The organism is Mycolicibacter sinensis (assembly GCF_001673565.1).
GTDB lineage: Bacteria > Actinomycetota > Actinomycetes > Mycobacteriales > Mycobacteriaceae > Mycobacterium > Mycobacterium sinense_C.
Map to the genome: position 1 here is coordinate 79,413 of NZ_LZMF01000037.1, position 15,610 is coordinate 95,022.

Genomic DNA, 15,610 nt, shown 5'->3' on the forward strand with positions numbered 1-15,610 from the left:
TGCAATCCAAGCTGAGGGGTTGATGACATGGGTCCTGGTTACGGTTACGATCCGAATCCGGATTACGAGATTACCGACGAAGCCGAGTTCTTTTTCAAGTATCTGACCTGGGGTTTGCGCGGTGTCGACGGGGGCGGTGGTTACCCGCCGGCGAACTACCCGCCGATCTGATCCCACGAGCGCGCGCACCGGCCCCCGATCCGTCCCGGATCGGGGGCCATTTGCGTCTCCCGACGAGGCCATCTACGCCGTGTCTTATCGTGGCCACGTGACCTCCCAGCCGGAACTGCCCGGGGCGTGGAATTTTCGCGATGTTTCCCAGACCACCGGCGCGCTGCGCCCGGGCCGGCTGTTTCGGTCCAGCGAGCTGAGTCGCCTCGACGATCGCGGCCGCGAACAGCTGCTGCGGATCGGGGTCTGCGATGTCGCCGACCTGCGGTCCCCGCGGGAGGTGACGCGTCGCGGACCGGGCCTGGTGCCCGACGGGGTCGATATCCACCTGCTGCCCTTCCCCGACCTGGCCGGCGATCAGTCGCCGGACAGCTCGTCGCCGCACGAGGACGCCTTCCGCAAGATGATGGCCGAGAAGCCCGACGCGGACTCGGCCGCCGACGTCGCCGCCCGCTACATGCTCGAGGAGTACCAGCGTTTCCCCACCCTCGGCGGATCCCGCCGGGCGGTGCAGCGGGTGGTGTCGCTGCTGGCCGCGGGCCGGCCGGTGCTGGCGCACTGCTTCGCCGGCAAGGACCGCACCGGGTTCGTCGTCGCGGTGGTGCTGCAGGCCGCCGGGGTGGCCCGGGACGCGGTGGTGGCCGACTACCTGCGCAGCAACACCGCGGTACCGATCCTGCGGGACCGGATCATGGACATGATCCGGCAGCGGGCGGAAGACGAGATCACCCCGGAGGTACTGACCTTCACCGAGGCCCGGCTCTCCGACGAGGTGCTCGGCGTACGCGCCGACTATCTCGACGCCGCGCACCGCTCGATCGAGCAGAACTTCGGCTCGCTGGAGGGCTTCCTGCATGCCTGCGGGGTTACCGATGCCGAGCGGGAGGGTCTGCGCGCCGCGCTGCTCGGCTAGGAATGGCGCCGAAATTCCCCCTTGCCACCGGCTAGCCGGAAAGTTAACGTCGGTACCTAGGTTTATCTAGGGGGTTTCTCATGAAACTTGCACACCGCCCCTATCAGATGATCGGCTGCGCCCTGATCGGCGCCGGCATCGTCGTGGTCAGTCCGATAGCACCCCCCGACGTGCAGTCGCGGGCCGTGCGGCTCACCGCCGGCGATCCCCCCGTCCCCTCGATCGGGCTGGTGATCGGCGGCAGCGGCGTACCCATCCCCGGAGCCGGCTATGTGGATGCGGCGAACGGGCTCTACATCGACAATCCGCTGCATCCCATTTATCCCGGCACCACCTACCCCGGGGTGCTCGCGAACGGCGTCTTCACGCCGGAGGGGCTCTACCCGCTCGACGGCATCAACGTTTTGCGCTTCAACTACCCCAACGATGCCAGCGGCTTTCCCTCGCAGACCACCTCGGTGGGCCAGGGCCTGACGATTCTGGACGACTGGATCAAGGCCAACAATGCGGCCGGAGCCACCACCACCGTGTTCGGGTACTCGCAGAGCGCGACCATCGCCAGCCTGGAGATGGAGAAGCTCCAGGGCGAAGGCCTCGGCAGCTCGCCCGTGCAATTCCTGCTGATCGGCGACCCGAGCGCACCCAACGGCGGCATCTTGGAGCGCTTCAGCGGCTTCGAGACGACGTCGGGGCAGATCCACGATCTGCCGCTCAACCTGCCGAGCCTGGGCTTCAGCTTCGACAGCGTGACCCCGTCGGATGCCTTCCAGACCACGATCTACTCGATGGAGTACGACGGCTTCGCCGATTTTCCGCGTTACCCGCTGAACTTCCTGGCCGATCTGAACGCCTTCCTGGGCATCCGGACGCTGCACGGCACGTACCTGAACGGGGGCGTGGACGGCAGCGGCCCCACCGCCGAACAGATCGCCGACGCGCACCTGCTGCCGGGCTCGGCGTCGCTCGGCACGCCGGGCAGCCTCACCGACTACTACATGATCGACCAGACCGCACCACTGGTGGCGCTGCTGCCGAAACCGCTGCAGGACCTGCTGGGTCCGGCCCTGACGTACCTGATCAACCTCGGCTACGGCGACGGCGACTTCGGCTACTCGACCGCACCGGCCAACGTGGCCACCCCGTTCGGGCTGTTCCCCGACGTCGACCCGACGACGGTGTTCAACGATCTCGTCGACCGGGTTGAGCAGGGCTGGACGGCGTTCCAGGCCGACCTGGCCGATCCGGCGTCGCTGATGGCGGCGTTCTCCCCCGCGGTCTCGGACGTCGTCACCAACACCGCGGCGACGACCCTGCCGTCGTTGTCCGACATCATCGACGCGTTCACCAGCGCGACCTCGGCGATCAACGGCGCGCTGTCGGGGACCTCGGACATCGTCAACGCCCTGCTCACCAGCGTGCCGTCCTACGACCTGAGCCTGCTCACCGCCAACCTGCAAAACGGTGATCTGCTCGATGCTTTCGGTCTGCCGTTCGCGGCCAACACCGCGATCTACACGCTGGCGGCAGGTTTCGAGCTCCAGCTCATCACGAACACGATCTCGGAGATCAACGCCGCGTTCGCCGGTCTCGGCTTCTCCGGCTAGCTCGCCTACTGCAGCGAGAAGCTGGCCGACTTGGCCTCCGACAGGTCGGCGATCGTCGACCACTGCGCCGCGACGTCATCAACCGAGGGCGGGGTGTCGAAGTTGGCGCCGGCGTTCTCGAACAGCGCCGCGCGCTGCACCTTGCCGCCGCCGGCGATGAACACCGAACCGGTCTCGGGGACCTCCTCGGTGCACAGGTAGGCGACCACCGGTGCGACGTACTCGGGCTTGAGCTTCTCGAGCACCTCCGGCGGCAGGATGTCCTCGGTCATCCGGGTCGCGGCGATCGGGGCGATCGCGTTGGCCTTGATGTTGTACTTGGCGCCCTCGATGGCCAGCGTGTTGATCATGCCGACCAGGCCGAGCTTGGCGGCCCCGTAGTTGGCCTGCCCGAAGTTGCCGAACAGTCCGCTGGTGGAGGTGGCGACCACGACCCGGCCGAAGCTCTGCTCGCGGAAGTGCGGCCAGGCGGCCCGCACCACGTTGTACCCGCCGTAGAGGTGCACCTGCAGCACGGCGTTCCAGTTGTCGAAGGTCATCTTGTGGAAGGTGCCGTCGCGCAGGATGCCGGCATTGCTGACCACCCCATCGACCTTGCCGAACTCGTCGATCGCGGTCTTGATGATGTTGGCCGCACCGTCGGCGTCGGCGACGCTGTCGTAGTTGGCGACGGCCCGCCCGCCGGCCTCCTTGATCTCGGTGACCACCTGGTCGGCCATGTTGTGCCCGGCGCCGGTGCCGTCGCGGGCACCGCCGAGATCGTTGACCACCACGCTGGCTCCCTCGCGGGCCAGGGTCAGGGCGTATTCACGGCCCAAGCCTCCACCGGCTCCGGTGACGACGACAACACGATCCTGCACTCCGGGCATGAGTTTCCTTCCTCGATTCGATCGCCACGATAAAACAGCCCTAGAAAAGCCTTCGCGCCAATTTCCAGGCCTTCTCTGTATACGGCGGGTAGATCATCGCGCTGACATCGGGTCGGGTCGGCTTGGTCAGCACCGTCTTGCGGTGGCTGAACTCCTCGAAGCCCCACCGGCCGTGGTAGGCCCCCATCCCGGAGGGCCCGACCCCGCCGAACGGCAGCTTGGCGGTGGACACCTGGAACACCAGGTGGTTGACCAGCATCCCGCCCGAGGGCACCCGGTTGATCACCTTCTCCCGGACCGCCCGGGTCTTGGTGAACAGGTAGGCCGCCAGCGGCTTGGGCCGGGCGTTGACGAACGCGATGGCGTCCTCGATGGAGGCGACGGTGATCACCGGCAGGATGGGGCCGAAGATCTCGTTGGTCATCAACTCCTCGGCCGGGTCGGGGTCGACGATCACGGTCGGCTCGATCCGCAGTGTTGCGGCATCCGTGCCACCGCCGAGCGCCACCGCTCCCTTAGTTGCCGTCAAATAGCTTGTGAGACGGCTGAATTGCCGCTCGTTGACGATCTTCATGCCGTGCGGTTCTTGCGCCCGGAAGCCGGTGATGGCCTCGCCGATCTTGGCGACGAGGTCGTCGCGGATCGAGGCGTCGGCCAGCACGTAGTCGGGGGCCACGCAGGTCTGGCCCGAGTTCAGCAGCTTGGTCCAGGCGATCCGCTTGGCCGCGACGTCGATGTCGGCGTCGGCGGCCACGATGCACGGACTCTTGCCACCCAGTTCGAGAGTGACCGGCGTCAGGTGTTCGGCCGCCCCGGCCATGATCTTGCGACCGATCTCGGTCCCACCGGTGAACATCACCCGGTCGAAGCCCTGGGCGATCAGCTCCTGGCTCACCGCTCCGTCGCCCTCCACCACCGCGATCGCGTCGGTGTCCAGGTAGCGCGGCACCAGCTCGGCCATCAGCCGCGAGGAGGCCGGTGCGATCTCGGATGGCTTGAGCACCACGGTGTTTCCCGCGGCGAGAGCACCCACCAGGGGCCCCAACGTCAGGTAGAACGGGAAGTTCCAGGCGCCGATGATCAGCACCGTGCCGTACGGCTCGTACTCGACCCAGCCGCGGCCCGGCAGCTGGGCCAGTTCGAGCAGGCGGTGGCGGCGGCGCGTCCACTTCTTGACGTGTTTGGCCGCATAACGGGCCTCGGCGGCGGTGCCGGCGCTGTCGGCCAGCCAGGCCTCGAACGGTTTGCGGTCGAGGTCGGTCGCCAGGGCGTCGGCGATCCGCTCCTCGTTCTCGGTCATCAACTGCTCCAGGCGGCGCAATTGGGTGCGCCGCCAGTCGATGTCGCGGGTCCGCCCGGTGGCGAACGTTTCGCGGAGCTTGGTGACGGTGTCCGCGACGCCGGTAGCGATGGTGGTCATGACCCCATTCCTACCGCTGAATGGCCGGTCCTGTCCTGCGATCAGCTGCGCACCGCGGTGACGAACTCCGCGAACGCATCGCTGTCGTCGCCCATTGGCACGTCCACCCAGCGACCCAGGCGGCGCATCTCCGCGGTGGAGTGTTGTGCGGTGGCGCGCCAACCGTGCTCGTTGAGCCATTCGGACACCGCCGCGCGGTCCTCGTCGTGGTAGATCAGATCCTGCACGTCCACGGTCTGGTCCAGGCCGATCTGCTCGGCGACCTTCTTGAACCGCTCCGACATCTCCTGACGCCGCTCGTCGGCGTGGTTGGCCGCGGTCTCCGCCGCGATCCGGCTGCTGGGGGCGCTGAGCGCGGTGATCTGGTCGAAGAGCCGGTCTTGGCCGTCGGCCGGCAGATACATCAGCAGCCCCTCGGCCAGCCACGCCGTCGGGGCCGCCGGGTCGAAGCCGGCGGCGGTCAACGCGGCCGGCCAGTCCTGCCGCAGGTCGATAGCCACCGCGTGGCGCTGCGCAGCCGGCGTCACGTCGTGGGCCGCCAGTGTCGCCTCCTTGTAGGCCAGGACTTTCGGCTGGTCGATCTCATAGACCGTGGTGCCGGCCGGCCAGTCCAGCCGGTAGGCCCGCGAGTCCAGTCCGGAGGCCAGGATCACCACTTGGCGGATACCGGCGTCGACCGCCTCGGCGAAGTAGGCGTCGAAGAAGTGCGTGCGGACCGCCTGGTAGTTGCGCATGTGGTGATACACCGCGGCGATCTCGGGGTCGACGGACTCCAGCTTGTCGATCAGCGCCTCGTTGAGCAGGGTTTCCCACACGCCGGTGCCGGCATTGGCGACCAGAAGTTTGGCGTAGGGATCGGCGATCAGCGCATCGGCGCTGTCACTCTCGACCGCGCGGGCAGCCGCCACCATCACCGCCGTCGAGCCGACGCTGGTGGCGATGTCCCAGGTGTCGTCATGGGTACGCAGTGAACTCATCCGGTTACCTCGCTTGTTCGGCGGCGTTGTCGCAAGCCATGCTACCGAAAAAGTTAGGTGAGCTATTCACCGCTTCCGGCGGGGGCCGGCGCGCCGGGCAGGTGAAGCTGCCAGAGCCGATTGCCCAGCAGGGCTTGCATACAGGCGATGACCGCGGCCGACTCGTCGTGGTCGCCGAGTGCGGCGATGTAGAACCCGATCCCCCACAGCACGGCCAGCAGCGTCTCGGTCAGGTCGGCGACCGTCGCAGCGGTGACGAGTTCTCCGCTGGCGATGGCCTCGGTGAGCGACTCGGTGAGGAATTCGCGGGTGGGGCTCTGCAAATCACCGACCAACAGCCGCAGTTCCGGGTCACGCTGCGCGTCCAGCACCGCGGTGACGGCGAATGACGCGGCCGTGCGGTCCTCTTCGCCGAGTTGGGCGAATGCGTAGATCACCGATGCCAGCCGCGCGATCAGACCGGTTTCGGTGCGCGCGAGCCCGACCGCGTGCTCGAGAATCGATTCGTTGCGGGTCAGTACCGCCTGGTAGAGCAGCTGCTTGCTCGCGAAGTAGTGATTGATCGCCGGCCGGGTCAGGTGCGCGCGAGCCGCGACGGCCTGGAACGTCGTCGCGTGGTAACCGAACTCCCCGAAGACGCCGCTGGCGGCGATGACGATGCGCTCACGGGTCACATTCGACCGGGCGCCGCGAGGGCGTCCGAGCCGGTGAAACGCGGCTTCCTGCATGGAGAGATTCTGACACCGCACCCGTTACTCGTCGGTAAATTCTGCATTACGATCATTAACTTCTGTATCCGGCGATGAGTACCGCCACAGGCGCTAGCGAACTAAAGTTTACTTATGGGCGCGGTCCTTTCCCGACAGGCATATTTCGAGACAGGTCTCGATGTGCTGTCCGAAATGGGCTACGGCGGCCTGAAGCTGGCCGAGGTGTGCAACCGGCTCGGGGTGACGACGGGCTCGTTCTACCACTATTTCACCAGTTGGCCGGTCTACACCCGCGACCTGATTCAGCACTGGCTGGAGGCCCGCACCGTCGCGCATGTCGAGTTCGTGCGGGCCCTCCCCGACCCGCGCGAACGCATCGTCAATCTGATCCAGATCGCCCTGGCACTGCCGCACGGCGCGGAGGCCGCGATCCGGGCCTGGAGCTCGGCGGACCCGGCGGTGCAGGCGGTGCAGGCCGAGGTGGACCGGCAACGCTTCGACATCATGTACGAGTCGGCGCTGCAAGTCCTGCACGAGACGCGTCCGGCGCACCTGTTCGCCAGCTGGGCGATGTACCTGCTGGTCGGTTACGAACAGGCGCTGCTGCCGCGCGACAGTGCCGCAATCGAGTGGATATCCGGCCAGTTGCTCGAGGCCCTCGACTCGGGCCGGTTCGCCGCCGCGAGCACCGCAACCCCGAAGCAGCCGTTCACAGCGAGCTGATCCGCTGCACCGGCAGCCGCGGTCCGCGCCGCGGTTCGACGGCCAGCCCGCTCTCGATCAGCAACCGCACCACCCGGTGCCGGTGCGGGCGCATCGGCTCCAGCAGGTCGATCATGGCGTCGTCGTCGATCGGATGGCCGAGCAGCGTCCAGCCGATCATCTTCGCGACGTGGTAGTCGCCGACCGACAGCGCGTCGGCGTCGCCGAAGGCACGCTGCGCCGTCTCGGCCGCAGTCCACACGCCGACGCCGGGCAGCGACATCAGCGCCGCCCGGGCGTCGGCTGCCGGCCGGTCCACCAGCCGCTCCAGCGACGCCGCCCGCTGCGCGCAGCGCACGACGGTGCGGGCCCGGCCGCCGTCGACGTTGGCGCGGTGGAACTTCCACGACGGGATGGCCCGCCACACCTCGGCCGGCGGCGGCACCCGCATCCGCACCGGCGCGGGACCGGGCGCCGGTGCGCCGAACTCGGTGACCAGCACCCGCCAGGCCCGGAACGCATCGGTGCCCGGCACCCGCTGTTCCAGGACGGCCGGGATGAGCGCTTCGAGCACCCGCTGGGTGCGGCCCAGCCGCAGGTGCGGCAGGCGCCGGTGCGCGGCGGCCACCGTCGGCTCGGTCGGTGCGAAGCCCGACGTGTCGTCGTCGGCGCCCAACAACCCCGGGGAGCCGTCGAGGAACTCCGCGGCGCCGGCGCCCCACGCCTGGCAGTCCACCGCGCCGGGCGCCGCCCGGGTGATCCGCGCGGTCACCGGACCGCTGGGCATCAGGCTGGTCCGCCAGATAGCGCCGTCGACGATCTGCAGGCAGGGATCGCCGGGGCCGCGGCGCAGCGGGGACAGGGTCAGTGCTGGGCTGGCCGGCCCGGAGAAGGTGACGGTACGGCGAAGCGAACTGTTGATGACGTCATCATAGGGACGCCGTTTGCACGTTGACCGGTTCGCGTCGCCGCGCCACCATGAGGGAGTGGCCACCCCGTTCGACGATCCGCAAGCGGAATTGGCATGGATGTTCCTGCAGGGCATCTGTGGCGACGACGACGACTTGGACGAGACCTTCAGTCTGGTCAGCGACGACTTCACCTACTGGAGCATCCTGACCCGCCAGGCGGTCGACAAGGCCACCTTGCGCCAGGAGGTGGAGCAGCGCCGCCGCGGGCTGCAGGTCACCCTGGATCTGCTCCGGTGCATCAACGAGGACGAGACCGTGGTGATCGAAGCGCAGGGTGACTGCGTCACCGCCGACGGGGGCCACTACGACAGCCCGCTGGTGTTCATCGTCGACACCCACGACGGCCGGATCGTGTCGGTGCGCGAGTACACCGAGACGCGCTTTGCGGCCGAGGTGCTGGGAATCTAAGTTCCGTCGACGCTGATGTCAGCCTTGTCCGGGTAGAAGGCGACGTGCCCGGCGATCGCGGCGACCGCCTCGAACGGCTGCTCATAGGTCCAGATCGCATCGGCAACGGTCTGTCCGGTCGCGGTGGTCACGCTGTAATAGGTGGCATCGCCCTTGAACGGGCAGTAACTGGTGGTCTCGGTGCGGGTCAGCAGATCGCTTCTGACGTCGGCGATCGGGATGTAGTGCACCGCAGGGTGCGTCGATTCCTGCAGGGTCAGCGCGGCGTCGGTGTCGGCGATGACTTCGCCGCCGATGCGCACGGTGACGTGCCGGCCGGTCGGGGCCACGGTGATCGGGTATTCGGCGGTCGGGGTGTGAACGGGTCGTTCGGTCATGCGGCGGTTCCTCGCTTCCGGGCGGCGCGCAGTTTCATCCAGAAACGCGCCGCCTCCCGGATCGATTCCTCGACCGGCCGGGGCTTCCAGCCGAGCTCGCGCACCGCCTTGGCGTTGTCGACGTCGAACTCCGCGCGCATCATCCGGACGGATTTCAGCGACAGCTCGGCGTCCTTGCCGCCGAGCCGGGCCTTCAGCGCGCCCAGCGCGCCCAGGGCATAGAGCATCGGCACCGAGATCGACCGCGCCGGCGGCGGCACCCCGGCCTCGTCGGCCGCGATCGCGATGATCTCGGCGTTGGTGATCATGCGCTCGGAGATCAGATACCGCTCCCCGTTACGGCCGTGCGCGGCGGCCAGGATCAGCGCCTGCGCCGCGTCGTCGACTCCGACGGCCTCCAGCCGGATGCCGTCCATCACGAACGGCAGTCGGCCGTAGACGGCGCCGGCGATGAACGCGCCGTGCGGGGTGCGGCCCCAGTCGCCGTCGCCGTAGGTGCTCGATACGCACATCGCCACCGCCGGCAGGCCGGCGTCGGCCGCATAGCGCAGCACCAGGTCTTCGGCCTGCACCCGGGACTGCACGTAGGGGGTGAGGCGGCGGCGGTCGATCTGGTCGGCCTCGGTGGCGACGTGCCCGTGCCGACGGCCGACGGTGACATAGCTGCTGGTGAATACGAATCGGCGCAGGCCGGCCGCGATCGGCTCTTCGATCGCCACATCGAGCACGTTGCGCAGGCCTTCGACGTTGGTGCGGAACAGCGGGGCCGGGTCACGCAGCCAGGCCCGGGTGTCGACGACGCAGTAGTAGATGTCGTCACAGCCGGTCATCGCTTCACGCAGGGTGGCGGAGTCGAAGACGTCGCCGTGGAACCGGGTGACGTCGAGATCGTCGATGCCGATGGTGTTGGCGGTCGGACGCACCATCACCCGCACGTCCTCTCCGGCGTCGACGAGCTGGCGGGTGACGTGCGAGCCGAGGAAGCCGTTGGCGCCGATGACGAGCTTGGGATGGGCGTTCACGCATTACCTCCGAACTGCTTCATCCAGGCCGCGGCCTCGTCATCGAGGGTGCCCAGCTCTTGGGCCTTGCGACACCACTTCATCGTCGCGGCGACGAAGCGCAGCGGGTTGTAGATGTCCTCTTGACGGCTCCACAGCCCGTCGCCGGCGTAGGTGATGATCGAGATGTTGGTGGCGCTGATGACGGTGCCGTCGCCGGGATCGCGCATCGGATTGTCCAGTTCGCAGATGATGCGTCCGCTGTCCTCGTCGATCACCGACCACAGCGCCGGGAACTCGGTCATGTAGCTGCCCGGGAACGTCGACATGGTCTGGCGAATCCAGGGCCGCACCTCATCGCGGCCGTGCATGGTGCCCATGGCGTGCTCGACGTAGGTGACGTCGGGGGTGTAGTGGCTCACCCAAGCGTCCCAGTCCTTGGTCTCGGCGGCCCGGGCGACGGTCTGCTCGAAGATCTCGAATGCTGCCGCGAGCTCCGCGCGGCTGAACTGCGGGTTCGACATGCCAAGAACTAGAACACGTTCTAGCGATGTTGTCGAGAGGGCCCACATTCGAATCTGGGTTTATATTCGGATCGGTGTTACGGTGACGCCGTCGCCCCGACCCGGCCAGGAGGAGATCCCCCGTGACGCCCAGCAAACCGGCCGTCGGCCTGCACCACGCGGCCTACGCCTGCGCCGACCTGGAAGCGACTCATCATTTCTACGAGGACCTGTTGGGGTTCCCGCTGGTGCACACCGAGGTTGAACGCCTGCAGGACGGCTACTTCCGGCACGTGTTCTACGACCTCGGCGACGGCTCGTGCATCGCGTTCTTCGACCTGCACGGCGTCGGGGAGAAACCCGACTGGTCGAGCTCGTTGTCCCGCCCGAACGGCCTGCCGGTGTGGGTGAACCACGTGGCCTTCCGAGCCACCGAGGAGAAGCAGAACGAAGTCCGGGCCCGGATGGACGCGGCCGGGGTCAAGGCGTTGATGGACGTCGACCACGGCTGGTGCCACTCGCTGTACTACCTGGACCCCAACGGCATCATGGTCGAATTGTGCCGGGACACACCCGGTTTCGAGCCCGACCGCAAGCAGGCGTTGGCGCTGTTGACCAGCACCGAGCGGGCGGCCGACCCCAAGGTGGTCACATCAAGCTCGACCACCACCCAGCTCGGCTGAGCAGGCCACCCATGGGCCTCGATTCGCTGACGACACTCACCGTCACCCAGGACGGGCCGGTGGCCCGGGTACTCATCGACCACGGCGAGATCAACCTGATGGACGCCGCAATGATGGGCGACCTGTGGCGGCTGGTGAAATGGCTGCGGGCCGCGGGCGATCACGTCCGGGTAGTAGTGCTGGAAAGCGCCAACCCGGACTTCTTCATCGCCCACGTCGACCTGGCGCTGTTGCAGGCGTCGGCGACGGACCCCGAAGCCGCGGTCGGCTCGTTCCAGGACCTGGTCGGCGCGTTCCGGGCGCTCGACCAGGTCACCATCGGAGTGGTCGCCGGGCGGGTGGCCGGCGGCGGGATGGAGCTGCTGGTCAACCTCGATGTGCGGTTCGCGGTCACCGGCCGGGCGGTGTTCAACCAGGTCGAGACCGGGATTGGGGTCATTCCGGCCGGTTCAGGTCCACAACACCTGCATCGGCTGCTGGGGCGGGGCCGGGCACTGGAGGTCATCCTCGGCCACGACGATCTGGACGCCGAGCTGGCCGAACGCTACGGGCTGGTCAACCGGGCCCTGGACGCAGCCGACCTCGCGCCGTTCCTGGACCGGTTGGTGGCGCGCGTCGCGTCGGTACCGTTGGCGGACATCGCCGCAGTCAAGGCCACCCTGGCCGCCCCGGATGTCGCCGCGGGCCTGGCGGTGGAGCGCTTTGAATTCGCCCGGGTGCTCGGCCGCGGTGCGGCATCGGCGACGATGCAACGCTTCCTCGACGCCGGAGGTCAGACCCCGGATGGCGAACGCCGGCTGGCCGAGTTGGTGGCCGACCTGCATGCAACGGAACCGGCATGAGGCCCGGGACGTCGGCGGTCAACCGTCCCACCGTCCGGGGCCGCGACACCCAGGCCCGTCTGGAGCAGGCGGCACGCGAGGTGATCGCGGCCAAGGGTTTCTTCAAGACGACGATCACCGACATCACCTCGACGGCACGGCGCTCGCCGGCGTCGTTCTACCACTACTTCGAGTCCAAAGAAGACCTGTTGGCCTCGCTGGCCGAGGACTTCCGGGCCTTGGCCAAAAGCCGTGCGGTGCAGGCGTTGCACCCGGGCCAGGATCTGCGGCAGATCATCGAGGAATCGGTGCGGGCGCACTGGGAGACCTACCGCGAACACCGCGGGGTCATGGTCGGGGTCTTCCAGCTGGCGATGATCAACGACGAGTTCGCCCGGCGCTGGCGAGAGATGTGCGCCGACGCGATCGACTGGGTGGCGCAGACGGTGCGGATGGCCCAGCGCAAAGGCTATGCGCCCGATGCGGACCCGGAGCTGGTCGGGTCGGCCATCGTCGCCATGCTCAACCACTTCACCTACATCTGGCTGGTGGCCGGCGGCGACGTGGCCGGCCGCGAACTCGACGACGAGGCGGCGATCAAGACGCTCACCGACACCTGGTACCGCTCGGTGAGCTGGCGCGGTGACGGACCCTGACCAAAGGAGTAGTGCAGTGGCGGTAACGCGTGAATTCGTTTCGCTCACTTCGGCATCGGGAGCGGTGAACCCGGCCGGCTATCACCCGGCGCAGGGCCTGTACTGGACCCCGGCCGGCGTCACGCCGAAGGTGGCGGTCATCGCCAGCCACTACAACGTCGACTTCGCCGAGCATTACCTGGCGCCGCTGCTGGCCGAACGCGGTTACGGGTTTCTCGGCTGGAACACCCGGTATCGCAGTGGCGAGTCGCTGTTCCTGCTCGAACACGCCCTGCTGGACATCGCCGCCGGGGTGGCCTGGCTGCGCGAGCAGGCCGGTGTCGAGGTGGTGGTGCTGCTGGGCAACTCCGGCGGCGGATCGCTGATGGCGGCCTACCAGTCGCAGGCCGTCGACCCGCACATCACCGCAGTCGGCGGCGGGCCGGTGCCCGATGCGGTCAACGCGCTGCCGCCCGGCGACCTGTATGTGTCCACCCAGGCGCACGCCGGGCGCCCGGAGGTGCTGACGGCGTGGATCGACCCGTCGGTGACCGACGAATCCGATCCGCTGTCCTGCGATCCGGCCCTGGACATGTACGCCGAGCAGAACCCGCCGCCCTACACCCCGGAATTCGTCGCCCGCTACCGCCAGGCCCAGCGGGACCGCAACGACCGGATCACCGCCTGGGCGCAGGCCGAGTTGACCCGGCTGAAGGCGGCCGGGACCTACGACCGGTCCTTCTCGGTGCATCGGGTCTGGGCCGACCTGCGCTACCTGGACCCCGCGCTCGACCCCTCGGACCGCCCGCTGAACCAGTGCTACCTGGGGGATCCGCGGCGGGCCAACCGCGCGCCGTACAACATCGCCGCGCACTGCACGCTGCGGACCTGGTTGTCGATGTGGAGCCTGCAGACCTCGTTCTGCCAGGGCGCCCCGCACCTGGGCCGGATCACGTTGCCGTCCTTGGTTATTCAGGGCACCTCTGACACCGGCGTGTTCCCCAGCGACGCCCACCACATCCACGACTCGCTGGCCAGCACCGACAAACAACTGCATTTCATCGCCGGCGACCACTACCTGCAGCAGCCGGCGGACAGCCGCGGCGTCTGCGCGGACCTGGTGGCGTCCTGGATCGCGGAACGCACCTGACGGGCATGCTCGACTTCGACTTCCGCGATCCGGAGCTGCATGCCGATCCGCTGGCGTACCAGCGCCGGTTCGCCAACGCCGACCCGGTGCACCACAACCGTCAGGGACTGTGGGTGCTCACCCGCTACGCCGACGTGCTGGCGATGCTGCGCGACGAACGGGCCGGCACCGACCGGCGAAACCTGTACCGCGGCAAACTCGATCCTTCTCGGCCGTATCTGACCCATGTGGAGCACAACCTGTTCTACCGCTCCGGCGACGATCACCGCCGGCTGCGGGCCCCGCTGTCGCGGGCGTTCACCCCGCGGGCGCTGGCCTCCTTCGAACCGCAAGTCGCCGCCCGGGCAAGGCAATTGGCGGCCGGGCTGGACGCGGGAGGGTTCGACCTGGTGGCCGAGTTCGCCAAACCGTTGCCGCTGGGGATGATCGCCACCCTGCTGGGGGTTCCCGACAGCGAACTGGACAATATGGCGGCCTGGTCGATGGCACTCATCGGCGCCCTGGAACCGGCCGCACCCCGCTCGGTGTTCACCGCCGCCGACGACGCCGCCGCCGGGATGAAGGCCCTGCTCGCCGACCTACTGGAGCTGCGCCGCACCGACCCCGGCCATGACCTGCTGTCGGTGGTGGCCACCAGCGGCCTGCCGCTCTCGGATGACGAACTGCTGCACAACGCCATCTTCCTGCTCTCGGCCGGGCACGACACCACCACCGCCGTGCTCACCGGGGCGGTGGCGCTGCTGATCGACAACCCCGGGCAACGGCAGCTGCTGGCCGCCCCGCACGCCGTCGATGAGCTGGTCCGGCTGATCAGCCCGGCCCAGATGATCTCCCGGGTGGCCGAAGCTCCGATCGACGTGGGTGACGCCGTGATCGACCCCGGTGCCCCGATCCTGCTCGGCTTGGCGGCCGCCAACCGGGACCCGGCGGTGTTCGCCGATCCCGACCGGCTCGATCTGGCCCGGCCGCAGACCGGCCACCTGGGCTTCGGGTTCGGCCCGCATGTCTGCCTGGGCGCCCCGCTGGCCCGCATGCAGATCCGGTCGGGCCTGCTCGCCCTATTCGACCGCTTCCCGGAGTTGACCGCGCTCGCGGCGCCGCGGCGCGAACCGAGCGCGGTGCTGACCAGCTATCGCTCCTATCCACTGGCGAGCGCCGGCTGAGCCGGGATAATCAGGGGCATGACCGATTACCCGAGAGCGATCCTGGCCGGCGGCTGCTTCTGGGGCATGCAGGATCTGATCCGCAAGCAACCCGGCGTGGTGTCCACCCGAGTCGGCTACACCGGCGGCGAGGTACCCAACGCCACCTACCGCAACCACGGCAACCACGCCGAGGCCATCGAGATCAGCTACGACCCGGCCGCCACCGACTACCGCAGTCTGCTGGAGTTCTTCTTCGCCATCCACGACCCGACCACCCGCAACCGGCAGGGCAATGACATCGGGCCCAGCTACCGGTCGGCGATCTTCTACCTCGACGACGAGCAGCGCCAGATCGCGCTGGACACCATCGCCGACGTGGAGGCCTCCGGGCGCTGGCCGGGCAAGGTGGTGACCGAGGTCAGCCCGGCCGGTGACTTCTGGGAGGCCGAGCCCGAGCACCAGGATTATTTGGAGCGGTACCCGAACGGCTACACCTGCCACTACATCCGGCCGGACTGGCAGCTGCAGCGCCAGACATAGCCGGCGAGCA

Annotated in this window: 19 protein-coding genes; 11 read left to right on the forward strand and 8 right to left on the reverse strand. The window is 68.3% G+C overall.

Annotated elements, in window-relative coordinates:
- Window positions 1-27: 27 nt before the first annotated feature.
- The 3 genes from A5648_RS23150 (at window position 28) to A5648_RS06425 (ending at window position 2,688) form a co-directional block, all read left to right on the forward strand.
- A complete protein-coding gene (locus A5648_RS23150; RefSeq protein ID WP_109470697.1) occupies window positions 28-171 on the forward strand; it encodes a hypothetical protein in 144 nt (47 codons plus the stop codon).
- Window positions 172-268: 97 nt separating this feature from the next.
- Window positions 269-1,084, forward strand: a complete 816-nt coding sequence (locus A5648_RS06420) for a tyrosine-protein phosphatase (RefSeq protein WP_065023732.1) — start codon at window positions 269-271, stop codon at window positions 1,082-1,084.
- An 80-nt stretch (window positions 1,085-1,164) separates the two neighbouring features.
- The gene (locus A5648_RS06425; protein ID WP_065023733.1) at window positions 1,165-2,688 is read left to right on the forward strand and encodes a PE-PPE domain-containing protein; all 1,524 of its coding nucleotides are present in this window, start codon (window positions 1,165-1,167) and stop codon (window positions 2,686-2,688) included.
- Between the two features lie 5 nt (window positions 2,689-2,693).
- Here the strand turns inward: A5648_RS06425 and A5648_RS06430 are convergent, their stop codons facing one another.
- The 4 genes from A5648_RS06430 to A5648_RS06445 all read right to left on the reverse strand — a co-directional run bounded on the left by A5648_RS06430 (window position 2,694) and on the right by A5648_RS06445 (window position 6,682).
- Complete coding sequence (locus A5648_RS06430) at window positions 2,694-3,557, reverse strand: SDR family oxidoreductase (protein WP_065023734.1); 864 nt, start codon at window positions 3,555-3,557, stop codon at window positions 2,694-2,696.
- A gap of 40 nt (window positions 3,558-3,597) precedes the next feature.
- Window positions 3,598-4,977 (reverse strand): aldehyde dehydrogenase family protein, encoded by a 1,380-nt coding sequence (locus A5648_RS06435; RefSeq protein WP_065023735.1) that lies wholly within the window; start codon window positions 4,975-4,977, stop codon window positions 3,598-3,600.
- Window positions 4,978-5,018: 41 nt separating this feature from the next.
- On the reverse strand, window positions 5,019-5,954 hold the full coding sequence (locus A5648_RS06440; protein ID WP_065023736.1) for a class I SAM-dependent methyltransferase: 936 nt from the start codon (window positions 5,952-5,954) through the stop codon (window positions 5,019-5,021).
- Between the two features lie 62 nt (window positions 5,955-6,016).
- Window positions 6,017-6,682 (reverse strand): TetR/AcrR family transcriptional regulator, encoded by a 666-nt coding sequence (locus tag A5648_RS06445; RefSeq protein WP_065023737.1) that lies wholly within the window; start codon window positions 6,680-6,682, stop codon window positions 6,017-6,019.
- A 114-nt stretch (window positions 6,683-6,796) separates the two neighbouring features.
- On the opposite strand from A5648_RS06445, the gene A5648_RS06450 reads away from it, so the two are divergent.
- Window positions 6,797-7,387, forward strand: coding sequence for a TetR/AcrR family transcriptional regulator (locus tag A5648_RS06450; RefSeq protein WP_065023738.1), 591 nt, complete (start codon window positions 6,797-6,799; stop codon window positions 7,385-7,387).
- Here A5648_RS06450 and A5648_RS06455 read toward each other — a convergent pair.
- Window positions 7,374-8,288 carry a DNA-3-methyladenine glycosylase family protein gene (locus tag A5648_RS06455; RefSeq protein WP_065023836.1) on the reverse strand — a complete coding sequence of 305 codons (915 nt, stop codon included), beginning with the start codon at window positions 8,286-8,288 and terminating at the stop codon, window positions 7,374-7,376. The genes A5648_RS06450 and A5648_RS06455 overlap by 14 nt on opposite strands.
- Before the next feature lie 64 nt (window positions 8,289-8,352).
- On the opposite strand from A5648_RS06455, the gene A5648_RS06460 reads away from it, so the two are divergent.
- The gene (locus A5648_RS06460) at window positions 8,353-8,745 is read left to right on the forward strand and encodes a nuclear transport factor 2 family protein (protein WP_065023739.1); all 393 of its coding nucleotides are present in this window, start codon (window positions 8,353-8,355) and stop codon (window positions 8,743-8,745) included.
- Here the strand turns inward: A5648_RS06460 and A5648_RS06465 are convergent.
- From A5648_RS06465 to A5648_RS06475, 3 genes are read right to left on the reverse strand one after another with little or no spacing between them, the layout of a single operon-like run.
- A complete protein-coding gene (locus A5648_RS06465; RefSeq protein WP_065023740.1) occupies window positions 8,742-9,122 on the reverse strand; it encodes a DUF427 domain-containing protein in 381 nt (126 codons plus the stop codon). The genes A5648_RS06460 and A5648_RS06465 overlap by 4 nt on opposite strands.
- A complete protein-coding gene (locus A5648_RS06470) occupies window positions 9,119-10,144 on the reverse strand; it encodes an NAD-dependent epimerase/dehydratase family protein (RefSeq protein WP_065023741.1) in 1,026 nt (341 codons plus the stop codon). Before A5648_RS06470 ends, A5648_RS06465 begins: the two co-directional genes overlap by 4 nt.
- The gene (locus A5648_RS06475) at window positions 10,141-10,647 is read right to left on the reverse strand and encodes a nuclear transport factor 2 family protein (protein WP_065023742.1); all 507 of its coding nucleotides are present in this window, start codon (window positions 10,645-10,647) and stop codon (window positions 10,141-10,143) included. Before A5648_RS06475 ends, A5648_RS06470 begins: the two co-directional genes overlap by 4 nt.
- A gap of 122 nt (window positions 10,648-10,769) precedes the next feature.
- Between A5648_RS06475 and A5648_RS06480 the strand changes: the two genes are divergently transcribed.
- From A5648_RS06480 to msrA, 6 genes are read left to right on the forward strand one after another with little or no spacing between them, the layout of a single operon-like run.
- Window positions 10,770-11,309, forward strand: coding sequence for a VOC family protein (locus A5648_RS06480; RefSeq protein ID WP_065023743.1), 540 nt, complete (start codon window positions 10,770-10,772; stop codon window positions 11,307-11,309).
- An 11-nt stretch (window positions 11,310-11,320) separates the two neighbouring features.
- Entirely contained in the window at window positions 11,321-12,151 is an 831-nt protein-coding gene (locus A5648_RS06485) for an enoyl-CoA hydratase/isomerase family protein (RefSeq protein WP_065023744.1), read from the forward strand.
- Entirely contained in the window at window positions 12,148-12,786 is a 639-nt protein-coding gene (locus A5648_RS06490) for a TetR/AcrR family transcriptional regulator (RefSeq protein WP_065023745.1), read from the forward strand. Before A5648_RS06485 ends, A5648_RS06490 begins: the two co-directional genes overlap by 4 nt.
- 16 nt (window positions 12,787-12,802) lie before the next feature.
- On the forward strand, window positions 12,803-13,915 hold the full coding sequence (locus tag A5648_RS06495) for an alpha/beta fold hydrolase (RefSeq protein ID WP_065023746.1): 1,113 nt from the start codon (window positions 12,803-12,805) through the stop codon (window positions 13,913-13,915).
- 5 nt (window positions 13,916-13,920) lie between these two features.
- On the forward strand, window positions 13,921-15,078 hold the full coding sequence (locus A5648_RS06500) for a cytochrome P450 (RefSeq protein WP_065023747.1): 1,158 nt from the start codon (window positions 13,921-13,923) through the stop codon (window positions 15,076-15,078).
- An 18-nt stretch (window positions 15,079-15,096) separates the two neighbouring features.
- Window positions 15,097-15,600 (forward strand): peptide-methionine (S)-S-oxide reductase MsrA, encoded by a 504-nt coding sequence (gene msrA / locus A5648_RS06505; protein ID WP_065023748.1) that lies wholly within the window; start codon window positions 15,097-15,099, stop codon window positions 15,598-15,600.
- Window positions 15,601-15,610: the final 10 nt, after the last annotated feature.